Raw genomic sequence first — 21,849 nt, 5'->3', positions numbered from 1 at the left:
TGTGTTTGTGTTTGGGCGGGGAGTAGGTGGCGGGGGGGGGGGGGGGGAGCGTGAACCAAGGGTAAGGGGACGGACCCAGCCCGGTCCCCTCCCCCCCCGTCCCCGTCCCGCCCCGCCCCGCCCCGCCCCGCCCCGCCCCGCCCCGCCGGACATCCTGACCCGGAATCACCGGCCCCGAGGGCGGCACCGGGAATCACCGAACCCAACCAAACCGCAGGTCAAGTCTCCCAAAAGCCCTGGTAAAGTTCCTCCCCGTGCCGCAACGGGGGGACCGCGGCCGTTGCCAGGGGGCATCACCGCCGGCCTCGTTCCACCGGACCGCCACGGTGGCGGGGGTGCCGCCCTGCTCACGTCCGGCCGCCCCGCGGTCTCCCCCCGTGCCCCGGAGAGGGGTGGCGGCGCTCCACCGGAACACGGGAGACAGCTCATGGCTGACGAGATGGTTCGTCTGGCTCAGAAGTTCATCAACACGACCTACAACAGCGGTGCCACGCTCGGCATGTCCAAGCTGGAGGAGGACGGCCGGACCGGCTGGCCGACCATGTACGCGCTGACCCGCGCGCTCCAGTACGAGATGGGCATCACCGCGCTGTCGAACTCCTTCGGCCCGACCACCCTCTCGACGCTCCAGGGCAAGTACCCGAAGCTCGACGAATCGACCGTCCCGTCCGCGAACTTCTGCCGGATCCTCCAGGCCGCCCTGTACTGCAAGGGCTACGACGGCGGCGAGATCAACGGCCAGTACAACGACCGGGTGAAGGCGGCGGTCAGCAGGCTCAAGACCCACATGGGCCTGGAGTCGGTGTTCCCGGGCAGCGCCCTCGAACCCAAGGTGGTCAAGGCCCTGCTCACCATGGACGCCTACGTCACCGTCAACGGCGGTACGGACGGCGTCCGGGCCATCCAGCGGTGGCTGAACGGCCGGTACGTCAACCGCAAGGACTTCTTCGTCATCCCCTGCGACGGGCACCACTCCCGGGACGTCGCCAAGTCCATGCTGCTGGCGATCCAGTACGAGCTGGGCATGGCCGACGGCACCGCGAACGGCGCCTTCGGCCCCGGCACCCAGGCGGGCTTGAAGGGCCGTACCCTCGCGCTCGGCGCCACCGGCACCTGGCCGACACTGTTCACGGCGGCGATGATCCTCAACAAGCGGGACGTCCCGCTCGGCGACTTCACCGCCGCGGTGAAGAGCGGTGTCGAGGCCTTCCAGTCCTTCGTGAAGCTGCCGGTCACCGGTACGGGCGACTTCCAGACCTGGGCCTCGCTGCTGGTCTCCTACGGCGACCAGACCCGCCGGGGCTCCGCCTGCGACGGCGTCACCAAGATCACCCCGGCCCGCGCCCAGGCGCTCAAGGACGCCGGCTACCAGTACATCGGCCGGTACCTCTCCAACGCCTCGACCACCAGCCTGCCGGAGAAGCAGATCCAGCCCGGCGAACTGGCCACCATCAAGCAGTACGGCCTGCGCTGCTTCCCGATCTACCAGACCTGGAGCCGGTCGGCGGACTACTTCGGCTACGAGCAGGGCAACAACGACGCCTTCCGCGCGGTCGAGTGGGCACGCTTCCACGGCTTCAAGCCCGGCACCACCATCTACTTCGCCGTCGACTACGACGCGATGGACGGCGAGGTCACCGCCAAGATCGTCCCGCACTTCCGCGGCGTCCACCACACGATCAGCGAGAACTCCCCGTACCGGGTGGGGATCTACGGTCCGCGCAACGTCTGCCAGCGGGTCGCGGACGCGGGCTACGCGGAGACCAGTTTCGTCTCCGACATGTCCAGCGGCTTCTCCGGCAACCTCGGCTACCCGATGCCGACCAACTGGGCCTTCGACCAGATCGCCACCATCACCGTCGGGTCGGGCGCGGGCGCCATCGAGATCGACAACAACATCGCCTCCGGCCGCGACACCGGCCAGGGCGACTTCGACCCGGGCCTCCCCAGCATCGCCGGGCTCGACGTGGACCTGGACAAGACCTCCTACCGCGACCCGATGCTGCGCGACGTCCAGAAGTACCTCACCTCGATCGGTGTCCCGGAGACCGGCGGCTCCGGCTGGACGGACTCCGACTGGGTCACCCTCGGCGGGGTCTCCACCACCAAGGCGTACGACCTGGTGCTCAGCGCGGACTGGCTGTTCACCGCGCTGGCCCGCGAGTTGAAGCTGCGCAAGGCCCTGATCCAGGCCCCCGTCCTGTGGGAGCTGCGCAAGCTGAACCCGCTCGACGCGGTCTCCGACGCCGGCGTCCGCAACGGGATACTGGAGGACTGCAGCACCGGCTGGGGCCAGATCTTCGCCCGGGTCGCCATCGCCGCCCGCAACTACTGCCTCAAGGAAGGCCTGATCAACGGCTCCCCGCTGGCCGAGCCCAACCTGCGGGAGGTCTGGGACCAGCTCCAGGACCCGGCCTACAACATCCGCTCGGTCGCCTACCTCACGGTCTACAACGCCCACCAGCTCAAGATCGCCCGCCCCGACCTGACCACCGGCCCAGCCGACACCCAGGCCCTGCTGGCCCGGTACAACGGCCTCGGCGAGGACGCCCAGCAGTACGGCCGCGAGCTGATCGGCCTGTACAACGTACTGGAGGGCTACAACCTGCTCTCCCGCACCAAGTGAGCTCCCGAACCCCGGCGGGCGCCGAACGGCCCCGGGACTACTCCCCCGCCGCCGCCGTCGTGAACCTCCTGCTGGGGGTGCCCGGCGTCGTCCCGGTCTGGCTGCTCTACTACTTCGCCGCCAACTGGCCGCTCGCCGCCCTCGGTTGGACCAGCCGCGAGCCGACCGAGAACGACGGCGTCCTGCCCTGGCTGCTGCTGCCCGGCCCCCTGGTGCTCGGCTCCGCCGTCCTGTGGTGGCTCGCCAACCGCGCCGTGCGGCGCCGCACCGCCCCGCACGGCCGCCGCACGGTGTACTGGCCCACCAGCGTCCTGCTGACCCTGGTGCCCACCTTCGTGCTCATCATCGTCCTTTAGGAGAAAGAGAGTTGGAAGACGTGCAGACCGCAGTCACCCGGCGGACCGTCGTCCGGGGCACCGCCGTCCTCGGAGCGGCCGTCGCCACGGCCGCCCTGCTCCCGGGCACGGCCACGGCCGCCCCGGGCAGCACCCCGCCCGCCCCCGAGCTCCCCGAACGGAAGCTCCCCACCAGCGCCAACGGCTGGACGATCGAGCAGGAGGCCAACCACGTCTCCACCGTCTGGACCCGCCAGGTGGCCGGCACCGGACTCTCGGTCGACCTCCGGATCGGCGACGTCGAGGAGATCCTCGTCCACCTGATCCGGCGCTTCCACTACGAGGTGGAGGAACTCCCCAGCGGCGACCTGCTCGGCTGGCAGGAGATCGGCGGCCTGCGCACCGCACTCCCGGAGTCCAACCTCGCCTCCGGCACCGCCGTACGCATCCGCCCCGGCGCCTCGGCCAAGGGCGGGCTCTTCCCCCACCAGGAGCTGGTGCTGCGGGACATCCTCGCCGACTGCCAGGGCGTCGTCCGCTGGGGCGGCGACGACGACGAGGTGGACGAGTCGCTGTTCTACCTCGCCCTCGGCCCCCAGGACCGCCGGGTGAACCGCCTCGCCGACCGCCTGCGCGGCTGGGCCGAACGCCCCGGCGCGGGCGCCGGTACCCCGGTGGACGTCACCTCCCCGGACCGCCGCACCGAGGCGACCGCCCTGGCCCGCACCCAGCGCGCGGCCTGACCCCGCCCGGGGCGGGCCCGGCAGCGATGCCGGGCCCGCCCCCGAACCCTCGTGATCAGCCGTCGAGTTCGGCCCGCAGGCGGCGGGCGGCGCCGACCAGGCTGTCCAGCGAGGCACGGGTCTCGGGCCAGCCGCGGGTCTTGAGGCCGCAGTCCGGGTTGACCCAGAGCCGCTCGGCCGGGATCGCCGCGAGACCGGCCCGGAGCAGCTCGACGGCCTCCTCCGTGCTCGGCACCCGCGGGGAGTGGATGTCCCAGACGCCCGGGCCGACCTCGCGCGGGTACCCGGCGGCGGCCAGCTCCCCGGCGACCTCCATGTGCGAGCGGGCGGCCTCCAGGGAGATGACGTCGGCGTCGAGTTCGTCGATCGCGGTCATGATCGCGCCGAACTCGGCGTAGCACATGTGGGTGTGCACCTGGGTGTCGGCGCGCACGCCCGAGGTGGCCAGCCGGAAGGCCTCGGTGGCCCAGTCCAGGTAGGCCGGGCGGCCGGCGGCGCGCAGCGGCAGGGTCTCGCGCAGGGCCGGTTCGTCGACCTGGACGACGGCGGCGCCGGCGGCCTCCAGGTCGGCGACCTCGTCGCGCAGGGCGAGGGCGACCTGCCGGGCGGTCTCGGCGAGCGGCTGGTCGTCGCGGACGAAGGACCAGGCGAGCATGGTGACCGGGCCGGTCAGCATGCCCTTGACCGGACGGTCGGTCAGGTCCTGGGCGTAGCGGAACCAGTCGACGGTCATCGGGTGCGGGCGGGAGATGTCCCCGGCCAGGACCGGCGGCCGGACGTAGCGGGTGCCGTAGGACTGCACCCAGCCGTGCCGGGTGGCCAGGTAGCCGGTGAGCTGCTCGGCGAAGTACTGGACCATGTCGTTGCGCTCGGGCTCGCCGTGCACCAGGACGTCCAGCCCGGCCTTCTCCTGGTAGGCGATGACCTCGCGGACCTCGGCCGCCATCCGCTCCCGGTACGCGGCGGCGTCGATCCGCCCGGCGGTCAGGTCGGCGCGGGCGACGCGCAGTTCGGTGGTCTGCGGGAAGGAGCCGATGGTGGTGGTCGGCAGCAGCGGCAGCGCGAGCCGGGCGCGCTGGGCCTCGGCCCGTACGGGGTAGGGCTGGGCGCGCCGGGCGTCGCCCGGGGTGACGGCCGCGGTGCGGGCGCGGACGACCGGGTCACGGGTGATCGGCGAGGTTGCGCGGGAGGCCAGGTCGGCGCGGTTGGCGGCGAGTTCGGCGGTGATCGCGCCGGTGCCCTCGCGCAGGGCGCGGGCCAGCAGGGCGGCCTCGGTGGCCTTCTGCTTGGCGAAGGCCAGCCAGCGGACGATCTGCGGGTCGATGTCGCGTTCGAGGGTGGCATCGATCGGCACGTGCAGCAGCGAGCAGGACGGCGCGACGTCGACCCGGTCGGCGAGCCCGAGCAGGGTGGCCAGGGTGGCCAGTGCGGCGCCCAGGTCGTTGATCCAGATGTTGCGCCCGTCGATCACCCCGGCGACCAGGCGCTTGCCGGGCAGCCCGCCGACGGCGGCGAGGTCCGCCAGGTTGGCGGCGGCCGGCCCGGTGAAGTCCAGCGCCAGGCCTTCCACCGGGGCCTTGGCCAGCACCGCCAGGGCGTCGCCGAGGCGGTCGAAGAAGCTCGCCACCAGCAGCTTCGGCCGCCCGGTCAGCGTGCCCAGCTCGCGGTAGGCCCGGGCGGCGGCGTTCAGCTCGGCCGGGGTCCGGTCCTGGACCAGCGCGGGCTCGTCCAGCTGCACCCACTCCGCGCCCGCGGCCCGGAGTGCCGCGAGCAGCTCCGCGTAGACGGGCAGCAGCCGGTCCAGCAGGGTGATCGGCTGGAAGTCGGGGGCCACCCCGGGCGCCGGCTTGGCGAGCAGCAGGTAGGTGACCGGCCCGACCAGCACCGGACGGGCGTCATGGCCCAGTGCGAGGGCCTCCGCGAGCTCGGCGACGGCCTTGGCCGGGTTCGCGGCGAAGGCGGTGTCCGGCCCCAACTCCGGGACGAGGTAGTGGTAGTTGGTGTCGAACCACTTGGTCATCTCCAGCGGGGCGACGTCCTGGTTGCCGCGCGCCATGGCGAAGTAGCCGTCCAGCGGGTCGGCGTCGACCGCCTCCCGGTGCCGCGGCGGGATCGCGCCGACCGCCACGGTGGTGTCCAGCACGTGGTCGTAGAGCGAGAAGTCGCCGGTCGGGACCTCCTCGATGCCGGAGTCGGCGAGTTGCTGCCAGTTCCCCCGGCGCAGGTCGGCGGCGGTGGCCAGCAGCGCCTCCGCGGTGACGGCGCCCTTCCAGTAGCCCTCGATCGCCTTCTTCAACTCCCGGCCCCGGCCCTGGCGGGGGTAGCCGTGGGCGGTGGCGAGGGCTGCCGCGGCTGCGGACTTCGTGGTCAAGGGACTCTCCTTCGCGAGTCTGATTCCTCAAGTGCCCGGCGACGGGGGTGAGGACGCGAAGGGACGACGGACCGGACGGGCCCCCGTACACGGGTACGGCTCCGCCGGGTGTGGTCGCCGACCCGCCCTCGAGGTCACCGGATGGCCGCGCGCGAACGGTCGCGCCCGGGCAGTGGCAGGTCTTCGGACTCGCGGGCCCGCCCGTCCTCGTCGAGGACCGGCACCTACTGGCCGTCGCTTCCCAGACCCGGTCCGGGCCCAGTGCGTATGACGGCGGTCGTTCCCACTCACCGCTGCGGGGCAGTCCCGGACTGGCCAGTTGAAAGGCGTCACCGGGTTCCCTCTTGCGACACCCCGCCTGGCGGACGGGGCGAACCAGCTGCACCGGCCACCCTACGGCCAACCCGCCGGTCTCCGGCCGGAGAACCGCGCAACCGTCCGCATGGTGAGACGGCGTCAGCCTCCGACCGGGGTGACGGCCCGGATCACCGGACTGTCACCCCGACCAGGCAGGTGTCGTCGTCGGTGTCGGCGCCGCTGTACTGCAGCAGGTGGTCCAGGTGCCCTTCGAGGCCGTCCCCGCCCTCGGCGGCCAGTCGGTGGGCCCGCTCGGAGAGGGTCGTCAGATGGCCCAGCGAAGCCTCGAGGGACTCGTCGCGGCGCTCGATCAGCCCGTCGGTGTACATCACCAGGGTGTCCCCGGGCCGGAGCGCGATCTCCTCCTCCTGGTAGTCCGCCTGGTCGACGGCGCCGAGCAGGATCCCACCGAGCTGCGGAAGGGTCCGCGCCCGGCCCCCGCGCAGCAGGACCGGCGGCGGGTGGCCCGCCCGGGCCCAGCGCAGCCGGCGGGTGGCGGGTTCGTAGAGCCCGCAGACGGCGGTGGCGGTCACGTTGTCGGTGAGGTGGTGGGTGACACTGTTCAGCCAGTTGAGCAGTTGGCCCGGTCCGGCACCGGTGGCGGCGAGGCCGCGCAGGGCGTTGCGCAGGGCGACCATGCCGGTGGCGGCCTCGATGCCGTGGCCGGCCACGTCGCCGACGCAGATCAGGACGTCGCCGGTGGGCAGCACCAGGGCGTCGTACCAGTCGCCGCCGACCAGGTGGTCCTTCTCGGCCGGGCGGTAGCGCACGGCCACGTGCAGGTCGTGCAGGTCCAACGGCCCCCGGGCGGGCGGCATGATGGCGTGCTGGAGCTGGAGGGCGAGGCGGCTGCGCTCGGCGGCCTGCTGCTCGCTCTGGGCGAGCTGGTCGCGGGTGGCGGCCAGGGCGACCTCGGTCCAGTGCTGGGCGGAGATGTCCTGGTAGGCGCCGCGGACGACACGCAGTCCGCTGTCGGGGTCGTGCACCGGTTCCGCCACCACCCGGATGTGCCGGGTGACCCCGTCGGCGCGCTGGAGGCGGAAGGCGGTGGAGGCGGGCCGCCGGTGGTGCAGCAGCGTCCGCAGGAAGCGGCCGATGGTGTGCCGGTCGTCCGGGTGGGCGTGCTCGGCCAGCTGGTCGAGGGAGATCGGCTGGTCGGTCGGCGCCAGCCCGTGCAACCCGAACAGGGTCTCGTTCCAGTCGATCCGACGGGTCACCAGGTTCTCCTCGAAACCGCCGATGCGGCCGAGGCGCTGGGCGTGCTGGAGCAGCCGGGCGACCCGCGGGGTACCGTCGTCGAGCCGCCAGACGACCACCAGGTGGGTGCCGTGCCGGCTGATGCCGACCTGGGCCCGGGCGGTCAGCGGCACCCCGTCGACCAGGGCGGCGAGCCGCATGTCCTGGGTGCGGAAGGGCTCGCCGGTGGCGAAGACGTGCTCGACCATCTCGGCCAGGCCGCCCGGTTCGGCCGCCAGCGGGTAGGCCTCCAGCAGTCGGCGGCCCACGATCGCCACGGTCGGCCGGCCGGCAAAGTCCACGAAGGACGGATTGACGTGCCGGATCACGAATCGGGGCGGGAGCTCGTCGTGGTCCGGGGCCAGCCGCAGGACCAGGCAGGGGTCGAACAGTCCGTCGGCCAGCTGCCGCAGTTCGTCGAACTGGGCGTCCGCGGGATCGGTGGTGGAGAACTCCCGGCCGTCCCAGGACTCCAGGGTGGCGGCCGCCACCTCGGCGAGCGCCTCGAACTGCCGTTGCAGGGGCTGGGAGCGCGCGGGCAGCTCCTCGCTCCAGCAGAGCTCCAGCACCCCGATCAGCCGGCCGCCGACCCCGGCCGGAACGGCCAGCCGACCGCCGCGGACGTCGTGCTGGCCGATCGAGGGGAGCGAGGCATCGGCGAGCACGGGGTAGGCGACGGTGCCGCGTTCGTCCAGCGCCCGGCGGGCCGGGGTGGGCACGCCCGGGGGTACGTGGCGCCAGCGGCGGGCCTCCTCCGGCTGGAACCCGGCGCTGCCCGCGAGGGAGAGCGAGAGGTCGGGATGGGCGGCCCAGACGGCCACCGCGGCCACGCCGAGCGGCCGCAGGGCGTGCTCCAGCATGGAGCGGGCCGCGCTTTCGGCGTCGCCTCCCACGAGGGTGTCCGCCTCGATGCTGCGCAGCCGGCGGGCGACCGGGTCCGTGCTCCGGACGGCCGTACCGGCGACGAACTCGCGGGCGAGTGCGGAGATCCGGTCCGCCGCGACCTGGTTGACCAGGTCGGCGGCCAGCGCCAGGGTGGTCACCCCGGCCTGCTCGGCGAGGCCCTCCAGCTGGCGGGCGGCCTCGGTGGGGCCGCAGCGCAGCCGTTCCACCAGGACGCCGACGGCCAGCTCGACCACGGCGCGACCCGCCGAGTCGGCCTGGGCCTGGTCGAGTTCCCGGCGCAGCCACTCCACCGTGCTGGCGAGCCGGCCCATCGCGGTCGCCGTAGGGTCCGGTTCCGGGCCGACCGGGGCTTCCCGGCCGGCCGTCGGTTCCCGCCCGTCCGACCGGAACACCTCGCCTGCCGGGAACGGGTCGCCGGACGGCTGCGGGCCGGCCGGGGTTCGCTGGGTGCCGACCCTGGGCAGGACGGTGGCCGGGTCTGCCGCCCGGGCGCGATCGGCTGCGGGCTGCTCCGGTGGGTGCTGCACGGTGGTGGGCTCCTGGTCGTGGACGGTGGCTCCGGACGGCGGCTACCGGGTGAGGTGGTGAGTGATCCGGTTGATCACTTCGTCCGCGTCCACCGGCTTGGTGATGTAGTCGCTCGCCCCTGCGGCCAGGCTCTTCTCCCGGTCTCCGAGCATCGCCTTGGCGGTCACGGCGATGATCGGCAGCCCCTCGTGCTCGGGCATGGCGCGGATCGCCGCAGTGGCCGTGTACCCGTCCATCTCGGGCATCATCACGTCCATCAGGATGACGTCGATGCCGGGGTGGGCGGTCAGCGACTCCAGGGCGGCGCGCCCGTTCTCGGCCTGGAGGACCCGCATCCCGTGCAGTTCCAGGATGCTGGTGATCGCGTACAGGTTCCGGTCGTCGTCGTCGACCACCAGCGCGGTGCGCCCGGCGAGGGCCGGCCCGGCGCCGGGGCTCCAGGCCTGGACCCGCTCGGCGTCGCGGACCGACGGGAGCGCGCCGCCGGGCTGGTCGGCGCTCATGTGGAGGGCGATCCGCTCGCGCAGTTCGTCGAGGCTGGCGAGCAGTTCCAGCGGTCGCCCGCCGGGGCGGGTGACCGCGTCCGGGTGCGGGACGGCGGCGCTCCGGTTGTTGTGCGCCAGCACCGGCACGGTCTGCAGCGCCGGGTCGCCCTCCATCTCGGACAGCAGGGTCGCGGCCGTGCCGTCCGGCAGGTCCAGTTCCAGGACCACGCAGTGGCAGGGCGCGGTGGCCAGCGCGGTGGCGGCTTCGTGGGCGCCGACGGCGGTGATGATCTCGACCTCCCGGTGCCCGGCGGAGTAGCGGGCGAGGTCGGCGACGGCGTTCTCCGCCACCAGGGTCAGCAGGCCGTTGGGACGCCCCTCGACCACCAGGAGCCGACGCGGCCGGCCGGCGGACGACTGGTCGGCCGGTTCGTGGGCCTGGTCCGCGGCGGGCCGTGAGCCGCCGCCGTTCAGCGCCCCGGCCGCTGTCGGGGCCTCGGCGGCGGCCACCTCCGCATGGACCACCGGCAGGTAGAGGGTGAAGACGCTGCCCCGGCCCAGGCTGCTCTCGACGGTGATCGCGCCGCCGAGCAGGTAGGCGATCTCCCGGCTGATGGACAGTCCGAGGCCGGTGCCGCCGTACTTGCGGCTGGTGGTGCCGTCGGCCTGCTGGAAGGCCCCGAACACGGTCTCCAGGTGCTGGGGCGCGATGCCGATGCCGGAGTCGGTGACCCGGAAGGCGAGCACCGGCACGCCGCGCCGTACGCCGTCGGGGAGTTCGGCCGCGGTGGCGGGCTCGATCCGCAGCTCGACCCGGCCGTGCTCGGTGAACTTGACGGCGTTGGAGAGCAGGTTGCGCAGCACCTGCCGCAAGCGGTAGTCGTCGGTGCGCAGTTCGCCGGGGACCCCGCTGGCGGTGCGGACCGCGAAGTCGAGGTTCTTCTGCCCGGTCATCGGGCGGAAGGTGGCCTCGACGTAGTCCAGCAAGGTCTGCAGCGGTACCGCGTCGATGCTGAGGTCCATCTTCCCGGCCTCGACCTTGGACAGGTCGAGGATGTCGTTGATCAGCTGGAGCAGGTCGGAGCCGGCCGAGTGGATGATGCCGGCGTACTCGACCTGCTTGGCGCTCAGGTTGCGGGTGGGGTTCTGCGCCAGCAACTGGGCCAGGATCAGCAGGCTGTTGAGCGGGGTCCGCAGTTCGTGGCTCATGTTGGCGAGGAACTCGGACTTGTACTTCGAGGCGAGGGACAGCTGGTGGGCACGCTCCTCCAGCTCCTGGCGGGCCTGCTCGATCTCCAGGTTCTTGGTCTCGATGTCCCGGTTCTGGGCGGCCAGCAGCTCCGCCTTGTCCTCCAGTTCCGCGTTGGAGAACTGGAGTTCCTCCTGCCGGGCCTGCAACTCGGCGGACCGTGCCTGGAGTTCGGCGGTGAGCCGCTGGGACTCGCCGAGCAGCTCGTCCGTCCGGGCGTTGGCGATGATGGTGTTCACGTTGACGCCGATGGTCTCCATCAGCTGGTCCAGGAAGTCCCGGTGGACCTGGGTGAACGGCTGTACGGAGGCCAGCTCGATGACGCCGAGGACCTGCCCCTCGACCAGGATCGGCAGCACGATGAGCGACAGCGACTCGGTGCGGCCGAGGCCGGAGGAGGCGGCCAGGTAGCCGGGCGGCAGGGCACCCACCGCGATGGTCCGCCGGCTGCGTGCCGCCTGGCCGACGAAGGACTCGCCCAGCCGGAAGCGGGTGGGCCGCTCGCCGTCGGGGAACGCGTAGGAGCCGACCAGTTGGAGCACCGTCCCCCCGCCGCCGTCCTCGGCGAGGTAGAAGGCACCGCACTGGGCGCCGACCAGCGGGGCGAGTTCGTCCATCACGGACTCGGCGACGACGCCCAGATCGCGCCGGCCCTGCATCAGCGCGGAGAACCGGGCGAGGTTGGTCTTCAACCAGTCCTGTTCCTCGTTGGCGCGGGTCGTCTCGCGCAGCGACTCGACCATGAAGTTGATGTTGTCCTTGAGGTCGGCGACCTCGCCGGAGGCGTCCACGGTGATCGAGCGGGTCAGGTCGCCGGCCGCGACGGCGCTGGTGACCTCGGCGATCGCCCGGACCTGACGGGTGAGGTTGCCGGCCAGCTCATTGACGTTCTCGGTGAGCCGCTTCCAGGTGCCGGAGACGCCCTCGACCTTGGCCTGCCCGCCGAGCCGGCCCTCGGTGCCGACCTCCCGGGCGACCCTGGTCACCTCGTCGGCGAAGGAGGAGAGCTGGTCGACCATCGTGTTGATGGTCTCCTTCAACTCCAGGATCTCCCCGCGCGCGGTGACGGTGATCTTCTGTGAGAGGTCGCCCTCGGCCACCGCGGTGGCCACCTGGGCGATCGCCCGGACCTGGCCGGTGAGATTGCCCGCCATGGAGTTCACCGAGTCGGTGAGGTCCCGCCACGTCCCCGAGACGCCCTCGACCTTGGCCTGCCCGCCGAGCCGGCCCTCGGTGCCGACCTCCCGGGCGACCCGGGTCACCTCCCCGGCGAAGGACGAGAGCTGGTCGACCATCGTGTTGACGGTGTTCTTCAACTCCAGGATCTCGCCCCGGGCGTCGACCTCGATCTTCTGCGTGAGGTCGCCGCGGGCCACCGCCGTGGTCACCTGGGCGATCCCGCGCACCTGAAAGGTGAGGTTGCCGGCCATCGCGTTGACCGAGTCGGTGAGGTCCGCCCAGGTGCCCGACACGCCCGGCACCTTGGCCTGCCCGCCGAGCCGGCCCTCGGTGCCGACCTCCCGGGCGACCCGGGTCACCTCCGAGGTGAAGTGCGACAGCTGGTCGACCATCCCGTTGAACACCGAGGCGATCTCGCCCAGCAACCCGTGCTCGTCGTCGGGCAGCTTCGTGCTGAAGTCGCCGTCCCGTACGGCCGTCAACCCCGCCAGCAGCTGACGCAGTTCGGGCTCGTTCACCAATGCCGTCTCCGGCTCGCCCGGAGGGCGCTGCCGGAGGCCGTCGGTCGTGGTCGGGACAGCCATCGAACGTCGCCTCCGTAGAACGCGGGACCTCAGCCCGACATCCGGTCGTGAACACCGCCTGGCGGAACGGACGGGCCGATCCGCGCTGCGGGTGCGGTGGGCACCCCAACGGAGGCTACCCCAGTGGCCGTTCCGCCGGAAACGGCCGCCACCAGGCCCGGGAAGGCCACCGGACACGACCGTGGGGCCGCCCGGTCGGACGGCCCCACGGCGCGGAGCGGCCGACCGCTGCCGGCCGCTCCGTGGGCGGTTACCAGCGGTACCAACGGCCCCGCCCGCCGGTCGACGAGGTCCCCCGGGCGACGAAACCGAGCAACCAGACGACCAGCACGATGACGGCTGCCCACCAGAGCACCTTGAGCGCGAAACCGGCGCCGAACAGGATCAGCGCGAGCAGCAGGACCAGCAGCAGCGGGAGCATGGTTCAACCTCCTCGGTCAGGGCTGTGTGCTCGGCCTTCTGCCCCCGTATCGCGAAAGAATGCCCCGGTTCGCACCGCAGCCGCCGGGCAGTTCGGCCAGAGCGCCCGATGCCCGGCGGGCAGCAGCGTCCGCCCGGCCCGGTCCAGGAAGGCCGGCCGGCCTTCCCCGCCGCCCCGGACGAGGGACCTCGCCGAGCCCGGCGTCGACGAAGGACCGTACGCCCTCGACGACGCCCTCGACGACGTCCTCGACGACGCCCTCGGCCCGGTCACCGCAGGGGATCGCCGCGTCGACGACGAGGCCCCGCGGGTCGCGCGGCTCCGTCGTCATCGTGTGTCCGATGCGCACCATGCCCCGGCGCCCACCCGGTCCGGCCGTCTCCACCAGGGCGCGCGGATCGCTCCGCACTCCGGGTGTGACGTTCACGAATTGATGGCCATGGGTAGTCGAATGGAAGCCGAGAGTAGCCGAACTGGGGGGTGGTCCAGGGAGCGACGATGCCGGAACACGAGGAGAGCGGTGCGCGGGCCGACACGGACGGGCCCGGCGGTCCGGACGGGCCGGACGGGCCGCGGGTGCCGCCGCAGGGCGGACCGGGCGCGGCCGAGGAGGCCGATCCCCTCTCCGGAAGACCGTCCCGGCCCGCGGGCGGCGCGGTCCGCTGGCCGGAGCAGATGCTGCCGCTGCTGCGTTCCCCGAACTCCGCCCACCCGGCGGCCGGGCACGGCGAGGAGGACGAAGAGGGCTCCGCCGAGCCGGGGCCCGCCGCGGTCGCCGCCGTGCTCGGACTGGCGCTGCTGGTGGGCGAGTTGATGCTGACCTGCGGCGAGGGCGCCGAGGACGTCGAGGCGGCGATGCTAGCCGTGGCGCGCACCTACCGGGTCCGCCCCTGCGACCCCCAGGTCGCCTTCACCCGGGTCGCGGTCTCCTACCGGCCCGGCCACGGCGACCCGCCCGTGACGGCCGAGCGCTTCGTCCGCCGCCCCACCGGGGACTACTCCGGGCTGGCCGCGCTGTTCCGACTGGTCACCGAGATCACCGCGGGCGGGCTGGCCGTGGACGACGCCCACCGACGGCTGCGCGCCGTCCGCCGACAGTGCCGCCACTACCCGGCCTGGGTCCTGGTGCTCTCCTCCGGCCTGCTGGCCGGCGTCGCCACCCTGCTGGTCGGCGGCCGGGCCGATGCCCGGGCCTGGCTGGTGTTCGTGAGCGCCGTGGTCACCACGGTGGTGGGCGGCGTGCTGGCCGACCGGGTCGAACGGCACGACCTGCCGGAGTTCTACCGGATCGCGGCGGCCGCGACCCCGGCCGCGGTGGTCGGCATCCTGATGTCCTTCAACCAGCTGCAGCTGCGCGGCTCGGTGGTGATCACCGGCGGGCTGTACGCGCTACTGCCAGGCTGGCCGATGGTCGCGGCCGTGCAGGACGGCCTCGCGGGCTTCTACCTCACCGCCGCCGCCCGGCTGCTGGAGGTGCTGTACCTGCTGGCGGGCGTGGTCGTCGGAGTGATGACCGTGCTCTACATCGGGGTCAACAACGGCGCCGACCTGGCCGCCGAGAGCGGCCCGGCCGCCCCCGCCAACCCGCCGCTGCAACTCGCGGCCGCCGTCCTGCTCGCGCTGACCTTCGCGGTGCTGCTCAACACCGAGCCGACCACCCTGCCGGCCGTCCTGGTCAACAGCGCGGCGGGCTGGACCACGTACTCCGTGCTGGCCGACGCCGGCACGGAGCCGATCGTCGCCACCGGCCTGGCCGCCGTCCTGGTGGGCCTGTCCGGCCAGCTGATGGCCCGGCACCGGGGCAGCTCGGTGCTGCCGTACGTCACCGCGGCCCTGGGGCCGCTCCTGCCCGGGTCGCTGCTGTACTTCGGGCTGCTCGCCTTCGTCCGCGGCGAACCGGAGGCCGGGCTCAGCGGCCTCGGGCACGCCACCGCCACCGCGTTGTCCCTCGCCATCGGCGTCAACCTGGGCCGGGAGGCGGCCCGCCTCTTCCTCCCGGCGCGGCCGTCCTCCCCGGCCGCCCGGCACCGGGGCCGCCACCGGCGCTGAGGCCCGGCCCGACGTGTCCCGGAGGGCTGCCGGCCCGCCCCGTCCGCCGCTCCTCCGGTCTCCGGACTCCCTCACCGACCCGAACGGCGCTCATCGGGCCGCTGCCCGAGCCCGTGCGGGCCGGTGCCGTCGGGAGTGTGCCAGATCTCCGCGCGGGCACCGGCCCCCCGCTCCGCCCGCAGCCGGCGCCGGCGGGCCAGGCGGTGGCTGCACCAGGCGAAGGCGCCGATGAGCAGCGCGGCGACGAGCAGGGCCAGCAGCAGGACGGCCGGCCAGGGGGCGACGCCGGCGGCGGCCGCGAGCGCTCGTGCGGTCATGCGTGTGCTCCGTTCCTTCCGGTTGCCGTCGTGCCCGGCACGCGCGGCCGGGGTGGCCGCCGACGCGGCGGCGGCCCGGCCCCGAGGGGAGGGGAGGCGACGGGCCGGGACCACCGCGCGCGTTCCGGCTACCCCGTCCGGCCCCGCCCATGCGCGGTCGGCCCTGCACGGTCGGCCCGTGCAGGGTCGGCCCGTGCAGGGTCAGGGGAGCAGCCGCGCGAGGGCGGCGTCGACGTCCAGGTGTTCGGACTCCCGGCCGGCCGGCACCAGGGTGAAGGCCTCGACGAGGAACGCGGTCACCGCCTCCGAGGGAACGCTGATCACGGCCCGTCCGTCACGGCTGCGCAGCGTCACCAGGGTCCGCCCCCGGGGCCCGGGGGCGACGGTCACGTCGCCGTACCCGGCCGGCGCGTGCCGCCCCTCGTTCAGCAGCTCCCGGGCGAAGAACCAGCGGACCTCCTCCTCGTCCCCGTCGTCGCCGACCGGTGGGAAGGCCAGGCAGACCGCGTACGGGAGCGAGGCGTCGAAGCGCAGGTGCGCGTCCAACGGGACGTGCGGGAAAGGGCCTTCGGGCAGGGTGACGGCGGTGGAGCGGCAGGTGGCGGCGGACATGCGGTGGCTCTCCATTCGGTCTCCGGGGGGCTCCGGGTCATCCGCTGCGGCGCGGAGCGCCCGACAGCGGCAGCGCTCGGCTACCCGTTCCGGACCGATCCACCGCCCCGGATCGCCATGGATTCCGCGCCAGTTGAGCACCGGTTCCGCAGGCTTTCTCCCTGCGCACACGCCGGGCATCCGTCCGGCGACGGGTGCTGGACGGATGCGAGGTGGGGTGGCCGGAGGGGGCTCGTCAGGGCGACACGGCGTCCGGCCCCGCATCAGCCGACGGGCCGTCCACCGAAGTCACGCAACCGCGTCCGGCGCCGGACCGTCCGGTGCCTGGCCATCGGGCATCCGGCCATCGGGCATCCGGCCATCCGGCATCAGGCCGTCCGGACCCGCCTCCGGTCCGGGCTGTGGGCCGAGGCCCGCCGTTCCGACCCGGGTGAGCGCCGCGGCCAGCCGGCGCACGGCGGTCTCGGCGTCGGCCAGTTCGCCGGTGCTGGGCACGACGGTGCCGAAGGACCGCTGCCGGTCCGCGGGCAGCGACCGCCAGGCCAGCACGGGCGTCAGCACGGTGCTGGCCCGGGCGAGGAACCAGGCCAGCTGGCCGTGGGTGCGGGCGATGCCGACGGCGATCACGGCGAGCGCTTCACGGACGTCCTCCAGCCGGTCGATCACCGGCAGCCGCTCCTGCCCGGCAGCGGTGCCGACGGCCCGGACCAGGTCGTCGGCGGTCCTCCGGGCCAGCGCAGCGTCCTGCGCGGTGAACGCCAACAGCCCGTCCCGGAACTGGCGTTCGGCCTCGGCCACGAGCTCCGCGACCTGTCCGGACAGGTCGGTACCGGAGCTCGGGGGCCGGGCCTGCTGAGCCCTGCGCACGGTCATGGCGGTCCTTCCCGGTGGGCCTCGGCGCCCAGGGGGAGGGCACCGAGCCCACCCTGCGCCACCCCGGGGTCCGCCCACAGCTACGGGAGCGAAGCGGCGGACCCCGGACAGCGCTGGAACGAAACGGGTCCGGCCAGGAGCGCGACGACCCGGCTTTGCGTCCCGCCGCCCGGCGCGTAGCGTCGGCACCGACCGCGCAGCGCCGGGCTGCCGCGCCGACGACGGGTGGTGAGGATGGTCGAATCGTTGTTGTTCGACAGTGCGAGTACGGAGGCCACGGAGGAGTTCCTGTCCACGGCCTACACGCCGATGCGGATCGGCAAGTCGGTGCCGTACGCCCGGGCCAGCATCCGCCGCCGCTCGGTCGGCCCGCTCAGCGTGGACCGGCTGTCCTTCGGCTACGACATGGCCTACACCGCGGCCAGCCTCGGCAAGGTCTGCCTGGTCAGCATGCACGCCGGGACGCTCGCCGACCGCACCGGGCCGGGCGGGGAGACGGTGTTCGGCCCCGGCGAGACCTTCCTGGTCGCCCCGCCGGACGCCCCGTACCGGGGCGAGGTCCGGGCGGCCCGCTACACCATCGCCATGTTCGACAGCAGCCTGCTGGAGGCCGTCGCACCGGTGGGCACCGACGGACGGGGCCCGGTGCGGCTGACCGGACTCCGGCCGGTCGACGAGGCCGCCAACCGGCAACTCGGCGCGACGGTCGCCTACGTACGCGACCACGTCCTGGGCAATCCGGCCGCCTGCGCCAGCGAACTGCTGGTCGCCTCCGCCGCCCAGCACCTCGCCGCCGCCACCCTGGCGGCCCTGCCCCACACCCGCCGCACCGATCCGGTGCCCGCCGACCGGACCGACGCCACCCCGGCCACCCTGCGCCGGGCGATCGCCTACATCGAGGCGAACGCGGAGCGGGACGTCACCCTCGCGGACATCGCCGCGGCCGCCTTCGTCACCCCGAGGGCCCTCCAGTACGCCTTCCGCCGCCACCTCGGCACCACTCCGCTCGGCCACCTCCGCCGGGTCCGCCTGGACGCGGCCCACCGGGACCTCCTCGCCGCCGATCCGGCCACCGCCACCGTCACCGGCATCGCCATGCGCTGGGGCTTCGCCCACGCCGGACACTTCGCCGGCCTCTACCGCGCCGCCTACGGCCGGCCCCCGGGCGACACCCTGCGGGCCTGAACCGCCTCCCGGGTCACGGCGGTCCCGAGGCGGCCACCGTCCCCGCGCGTCCACCCGGCGCTGCCGCCGCACCGACGCGCCCGGCGCCGCCGTGGAGTCGCGCCCGGGCATCACGGCGGACCCGGCCGTACCCGGGCCTCGCGCGGGCTCGTTGACCGGGCATGCGAACGATCACCACAGCCGCCCCCACCCGGCGCGTCCTGCTCACCACGGCCGCGGGGGCCGCCACCGGCCTCACCCTCACCGCCGCCGGACCGGCCCGGGCGGCGGAACGGCCCGCCCCGGACCGGCCCGACGGGCGGGCGGGGCGGCGGGTCGCCGTGCTCGGCGGCGGGGTCGCCGGGCTGAGCGCGGCGCAGGAGCTGGCCGAGCGCGGCTACCGGGTGACGGTGTACGAGCGCAACGACGTGCTGGGCGGCAAGGCCCGCAGCATGGCCGTGCCCGGCACGGCCCGGGGCGGTCGGCGCCCGCTGCCGGGCGAGCACGGCTTCCGCTTCTTCCCGGGCTTCTACCGCAACCTGCCGGACACCCTGCGCCGGATCCCGCTGCCGACCGGGGCAGCCGGAGTGGCCGGGGCAGTCGGCGGCACCGTCCACGACAACCTGGTGAACGCGACCGAGGAGCTGTTCCCCCGCGCCGGTGGCCGCCCCGCACTGCGGCTGCCGTTCCGCACCGTGACCGCTCCCCCGGCGCTCGGCGAGCTGACGCCCGACGCGCTGCTCCAGACGCTGACGGGCCTGCTGGACACCGCACTGCACCTGCCGGCCACCGAGGTGGCGTACTTCGTCAACCGGCTGCTGGTCCACTTCACCAGCTGCGAACCGCGCCGCCGCGAGCAGTGGGAGCGCGTCCCGTGGTGGCGGTTCATCCGGGCCGGCGAGATGTCGTACGACTACCAGCGCCTGCTGGGCGTCGGCATCACCCGCAACATCGTCGCCACCAAGGCCGAGGAGGCCAGCACCCGCACCGTCGCCCGGGTCCTCCAGGCCTTCGTCTACAACGTCCTGGGCCGGGGCAACGACGGCGAGCCGGACCGCGTCCTCAACGCCCCGACCAGCGAGGCCTGGATCGACCCCTGGGAGGAGCGGCTGCGCACCCTCGGCGTGCGGTTCGAACTCGGCGCCGAGGTCGAGGAGTTGCTGTACCGGGACGGCCGGATCAGCGGTGTCCGGCTACGGAACGTGAGCGCCCCCGTGGTCGCCGACCACTACGTCAGCGCGATGCCGGTCGAGCACGCCCGCGCCACCTGGGGCCCCGGCCTGCGCGCCGCCGACCCGCAGCTCGCGCGCTGCGACCTGCTGCGCACCGACTGGATGGTCGGCGTGCAGTTCTACCTGCGCGGCCGCACCCCGATCGTGCACGGCCACGTCGACCTGGTCGACTCGCCCTGGGCCGTCACCTGCATCGGCCAGGCCCAGTTCTGGCCCGACCGGGACTTCCGCCGGGACTACGGCGACGGACAGGTCGCCGAGTGCCTCTCGGCGATCGTCTCGCAGTGGGACGCGCCGGGGATCCTGTACGGCAGGCCCGCGCTCAAGTGCTCGCGCGAGGAAGTGGTGCGCGAGACGTGGGCCCAACTCAAGGAGTCCCTCAACAGCGGTGGCAGGCCCGTCCTGGACGACGCGGACCTGGTCAGCTGGTTTATGGACCCGGCCGTCACCGGCCTCGGCGGCCCCGCCCCGGCCAATCGCGAGCAGCTGCTTGTCCACCCGGCGGGCACCCTCGACAACCGCCCCTCCGCCGCGACCGCCGTGCCCAACCTGTTCCTGGCCGGCGACTACGTCGCCACCGACATCGACCTGGCCACCATGGAGGGCGCCAACGAATCCGCCCGCCGCGCGGTCAACGCCCTGCTCGACACCGACGGTTCACCGGCCCCGCGCTGCACCGTGTGGCCGCTGTACCAGCCGCCGGAGCTGGCCGCCCTCCAACAGCAGGACGAAGTCCGCTACCGGCACGGGCTGCCGAACGCCCTCGACCACGGCTGACGGGCACGCTCCCGCCCTCGTGAGAACCGAGGAGGTGCGCGGGCCGCCGCACGGGCCGCATAGAGTGAGTTGATCATTCCGACTGAAAGGCCACGGCGCCACGGTGACCGAGTCCCACCCCCACCTCCTGTTCTCCTTCGGCACGCTGCTGGACCGGCAGGTCCAGACCGCGCTCTTCGGGCGCACCGTCGCGACCACCCCGGCCTCCCTGGCCGGGTACGCGACCAGGCCCCTCGGCATCACCGACGAGGCCGTGATCGCCACCAGCGGCCAGGACGTCCACCTGACCCTGGAACGCAGGCTCGGCAGCGCGGTCGAGGGCGCCGTCCTGCGGCTGAACGACGAGGAACTGGCCGCGGCCGACGCGTACGAGGTCTCCGACTACGCCCGGCGACAGGTCCTGCTCACCTCGGGCGAGACCGCCTGGGCCTACCTGGACGCGAACCCGCTGCGCTCGGCGGCACGCATCGTCATCGTCGGCGACAGCATCGCCTACGGGCGCTGCGACCCCCAGGGCGGCTGGACCGGGCACCTGGCGGCGGCCCACATCGCGGCGAACGAGACCCGGAACCGGGTCTTCAACCTCGCCGTCCCCGGCAGCACCCTGGCGGACGTCAGCGCGCAGACCCCCGCACTCCTGCCTCCCCGCCACCCGGACACGCTGATCGTGGCGGCGGGGATCAACGACTCCGCCGTGCCGCTCGCCGCACCGGGCGACGACCACGACGGACTCACCCACCTCACCGGCCACCTCGACTCGCTCGCCGCGACGGCCCGGCGGCACGACGCCCGCCTGGTCGTCGTCGGACCGATCTGGCTCGACGAGACCCGCACCGGCGACTACGAGGGCCTCCGCTTCACCACGGACCGGGCGCTCGCACTGCGCACGGCCCTCCGGACCTGGTGCGCGGACCACCACATCGACTTCCTCGACCTGTGGGAGCCGCTCCGCGACCTGCCCCACCTGCTCGTCGACGGCCTGCACCCCGACGCGGCGGGGCACAAGGAGCTCCACCGGTACCTGGACACCCTCGGCTGATCGCAGCGGAGCCGGACCCGTCGGCGCCCGGGTGCGGGCCGCCCGGCCGCCGGGTGCGGTCGTCACGGTGGCCGGGCTCTGAACTGTCGGCGGCGGCCCGGGCGGCCGCCCCGAGGGGAGGAGGCCAGTGCCGCCCGGGCCGTTCCCTGCCGACCCGTTCCTCGTGTGACCCCGATCCGGCCGGCCAAACCACCCGGCCCGATTCCTTCGACAACGGGCATGACAGCCCAAAGACCGGGCAGACGGAGGCCGTTGGCGAAGAACGACAGCAATCCGGAGGAGAGACCATGACGATCCTGTGGGCCCTGGTCGCGGGACTGGTGGTAGGCGTCCTGGCGAAGCTCGTACTGCCCGGCCGCCAGCCCGTGCCACTGTGGCTGACCATCCTGGTCGGCGCCGCCGGAGCGGTGCTCGGCAATGCCGCCGCCTCCTACTTCGGAGTGCGGCACACCGGCGGGATCGACTGGATCCGGCATCTGCTCCAGGTCGGCGTGGCCGCGGTACTGATCGCGCTGGTGTCGCCCGCCTACGCGGGCCGGCGCCGCTGACCCGCAGCGGCAACTCTCCCGCGGTGCCTGCGCGGTGGGCGAGCGATTCGTTCAAGACCCTGCGGCGACCGCCACCGAAACCGTCGAACCCCGCGCCCGGGTCATCGGCATCGACCCCGACCCGGGCCCGTCGGACACGAGCCCGACCCGCGCGACCGGCCCCGGCAGCGCGACCCGGTCGTCGGCGAGCGCCGCCATCGCCGCCCGGCACTGCCACG

Annotated in this window: 15 protein-coding genes and 1 riboswitch; of the genes, 8 read left to right on the top strand and 7 right to left on the bottom strand. The window is 73.8% G+C overall.

The features are described from left to right. Window positions 1–427 precede the first annotated feature (427 nt). Genes ACZ58X_RS26335 through ACZ58X_RS26325 form a run of 3 tightly spaced genes read left to right on the top strand, consistent with a single transcriptional unit; the run spans window position 428 to window position 3,704 of the window. Window positions 428–2,626 carry a glycoside hydrolase domain-containing protein gene (locus tag ACZ58X_RS26335; RefSeq protein WP_470336065.1) on the top strand — a complete coding sequence of 733 codons (2,199 nt, stop codon included), beginning with the start codon at window positions 428–430 and terminating at the stop codon, window positions 2,624–2,626. Beyond that, window positions 2,623–2,982 (top strand): hypothetical protein, encoded by a 360-nt coding sequence (locus tag ACZ58X_RS26330; protein ID WP_470336064.1) that lies wholly within the window; start codon window positions 2,623–2,625, stop codon window positions 2,980–2,982. The genes ACZ58X_RS26335 and ACZ58X_RS26330 overlap by 4 nt, the downstream gene beginning before the upstream one ends. Before the next feature lie 20 nt (window positions 2,983–3,002). Continuing rightward, a complete protein-coding gene (locus ACZ58X_RS26325; RefSeq protein WP_470336063.1) occupies window positions 3,003–3,704 on the top strand; it encodes a hypothetical protein in 702 nt (233 codons plus the stop codon). A 55-nt stretch (window positions 3,705–3,759) separates the two neighbouring features. Here ACZ58X_RS26325 and metE read toward each other — a convergent pair whose 3' ends face one another. The 4 genes from metE to ACZ58X_RS26305 all read right to left on the bottom strand — a co-directional run bounded on the left by metE (window position 3,760) and on the right by ACZ58X_RS26305 (window position 13,020). Next, window positions 3,760–6,075 carry a 5-methyltetrahydropteroyltriglutamate--homocysteine S-methyltransferase gene (gene metE, locus ACZ58X_RS26320; RefSeq protein WP_470336062.1) on the bottom strand — a complete coding sequence of 772 codons (2,316 nt, stop codon included), beginning with the start codon at window positions 6,073–6,075 and terminating at the stop codon, window positions 3,760–3,762. A 173-nt stretch (window positions 6,076–6,248) separates the two neighbouring features. Continuing rightward, a riboswitch (cobalamin riboswitch) is annotated at window positions 6,249–6,453 on the bottom strand. A gap of 107 nt (window positions 6,454–6,560) precedes the next feature. Next, on the bottom strand, window positions 6,561–9,101 hold the full coding sequence (locus ACZ58X_RS26315; RefSeq protein WP_470336061.1) for a SpoIIE family protein phosphatase: 2,541 nt from the start codon (window positions 9,099–9,101) through the stop codon (window positions 6,561–6,563). Between the two features lie 42 nt (window positions 9,102–9,143). Beyond that, window positions 9,144–12,599 (bottom strand): HAMP domain-containing protein, encoded by a 3,456-nt coding sequence (locus tag ACZ58X_RS26310; RefSeq protein ID WP_470336060.1) that lies wholly within the window; start codon window positions 12,597–12,599, stop codon window positions 9,144–9,146. 250 nt (window positions 12,600–12,849) lie between these two features. Then, window positions 12,850–13,020: a hydrophobic protein gene (locus ACZ58X_RS26305; protein ID WP_470336059.1), complete on the bottom strand. Its 171-nt coding sequence runs from the start codon at window positions 13,018–13,020 to the stop codon at window positions 12,850–12,852. Window positions 13,021–13,518: 498 nt separating this feature from the next. On the opposite strand from ACZ58X_RS26305, the gene ACZ58X_RS26300 reads away from it, so the two are divergent. Then, a complete protein-coding gene (locus ACZ58X_RS26300) occupies window positions 13,519–15,069 on the top strand; it encodes a threonine/serine exporter family protein (protein ID WP_470336058.1) in 1,551 nt (516 codons plus the stop codon). Between the two features lie 71 nt (window positions 15,070–15,140). Here the strand turns inward: ACZ58X_RS26300 and ACZ58X_RS26295 are convergent, their stop codons facing one another. The 3 genes from ACZ58X_RS26295 to ACZ58X_RS26285 all read right to left on the bottom strand — a co-directional run bounded on the left by ACZ58X_RS26295 (window position 15,141) and on the right by ACZ58X_RS26285 (window position 16,871). After that, a complete protein-coding gene (locus tag ACZ58X_RS26295; RefSeq protein ID WP_470336057.1) occupies window positions 15,141–15,386 on the bottom strand; it encodes a DUF6479 family protein in 246 nt (81 codons plus the stop codon). Window positions 15,387–15,587: 201 nt separating this feature from the next. Further along, window positions 15,588–15,998: an SsgA family sporulation/cell division regulator gene (locus ACZ58X_RS26290; protein WP_470336056.1), complete on the bottom strand. Its 411-nt coding sequence runs from the start codon at window positions 15,996–15,998 to the stop codon at window positions 15,588–15,590. A 288-nt stretch (window positions 15,999–16,286) separates the two neighbouring features. Beyond that, a complete protein-coding gene (locus ACZ58X_RS26285) occupies window positions 16,287–16,871 on the bottom strand; it encodes a hypothetical protein (RefSeq protein ID WP_470336055.1) in 585 nt (194 codons plus the stop codon). Between the two features lie 246 nt (window positions 16,872–17,117). Between ACZ58X_RS26285 and ACZ58X_RS26280 the strand changes: the two genes are divergently transcribed. The 4 genes from ACZ58X_RS26280 to ACZ58X_RS26265 all read left to right on the top strand — a co-directional run bounded on the left by ACZ58X_RS26280 (window position 17,118) and on the right by ACZ58X_RS26265 (window position 21,631). Next, window positions 17,118–18,056, top strand: coding sequence for a helix-turn-helix transcriptional regulator (locus ACZ58X_RS26280; RefSeq protein ID WP_470336054.1), 939 nt, complete (start codon window positions 17,118–17,120; stop codon window positions 18,054–18,056). A 161-nt stretch (window positions 18,057–18,217) separates the two neighbouring features. Continuing rightward, the gene (locus ACZ58X_RS26275; protein ID WP_470336053.1) at window positions 18,218–20,044 is read left to right on the top strand and encodes a hydroxysqualene dehydroxylase; all 1,827 of its coding nucleotides are present in this window, start codon (window positions 18,218–18,220) and stop codon (window positions 20,042–20,044) included. A 103-nt stretch (window positions 20,045–20,147) separates the two neighbouring features. After that, window positions 20,148–21,083, top strand: a complete 936-nt coding sequence (locus ACZ58X_RS26270; protein ID WP_470336052.1) for a GDSL-type esterase/lipase family protein — start codon at window positions 20,148–20,150, stop codon at window positions 21,081–21,083. A gap of 287 nt (window positions 21,084–21,370) precedes the next feature. Beyond that, the gene (locus ACZ58X_RS26265; protein ID WP_470336051.1) at window positions 21,371–21,631 is read left to right on the top strand and encodes a GlsB/YeaQ/YmgE family stress response membrane protein; all 261 of its coding nucleotides are present in this window, start codon (window positions 21,371–21,373) and stop codon (window positions 21,629–21,631) included. Window positions 21,632–21,849: the final 218 nt, after the last annotated feature.

The sequence above is a fragment of the Kitasatospora sp. NPDC040550 genome, from assembly GCF_055594965.1.
The sequence above is the reverse complement of the archived record's forward strand: the minus strand, read 5'-3'. Positions and strand labels throughout refer to the sequence as shown.

Coding starts and splice junctions, on each gene's coding strand:
- ACZ58X_RS26335 (WP_470336065.1), top strand. CDS start 428: ATGGCTGACGAGATGGTTCGTCTGGCTCAGAAGTTCATCAACACGACC.
- ACZ58X_RS26310 (WP_470336060.1), bottom strand. CDS start 12,599: ATGGCTGTCCCGACCACGACCGACGGCCTCCGGCAGCGCCCTCCGGGC.
- ACZ58X_RS26305 (WP_470336059.1), bottom strand. CDS start 13,020: ATGCTCCCGCTGCTGCTGGTCCTGCTGCTCGCGCTGATCCTGTTCGGC.
- ACZ58X_RS26300 (WP_470336058.1), top strand. CDS start 13,519: ATGCCGGAACACGAGGAGAGCGGTGCGCGGGCCGACACGGACGGGCCC.
- ACZ58X_RS26295 (WP_470336057.1), bottom strand. CDS start 15,386: ATGACCGCACGAGCGCTCGCGGCCGCCGCCGGCGTCGCCCCCTGGCCG.
- ACZ58X_RS26290 (WP_470336056.1), bottom strand. CDS start 15,998: ATGTCCGCCGCCACCTGCCGCTCCACCGCCGTCACCCTGCCCGAAGGC.
- ACZ58X_RS26285 (WP_470336055.1), bottom strand. CDS start 16,871: ATGACCGTGCGCAGGGCTCAGCAGGCCCGGCCCCCGAGCTCCGGTACC.
- ACZ58X_RS26275 (WP_470336053.1), top strand. CDS start 18,218: ATGCGAACGATCACCACAGCCGCCCCCACCCGGCGCGTCCTGCTCACC.
- ACZ58X_RS26265 (WP_470336051.1), top strand. CDS start 21,371: ATGACGATCCTGTGGGCCCTGGTCGCGGGACTGGTGGTAGGCGTCCTG.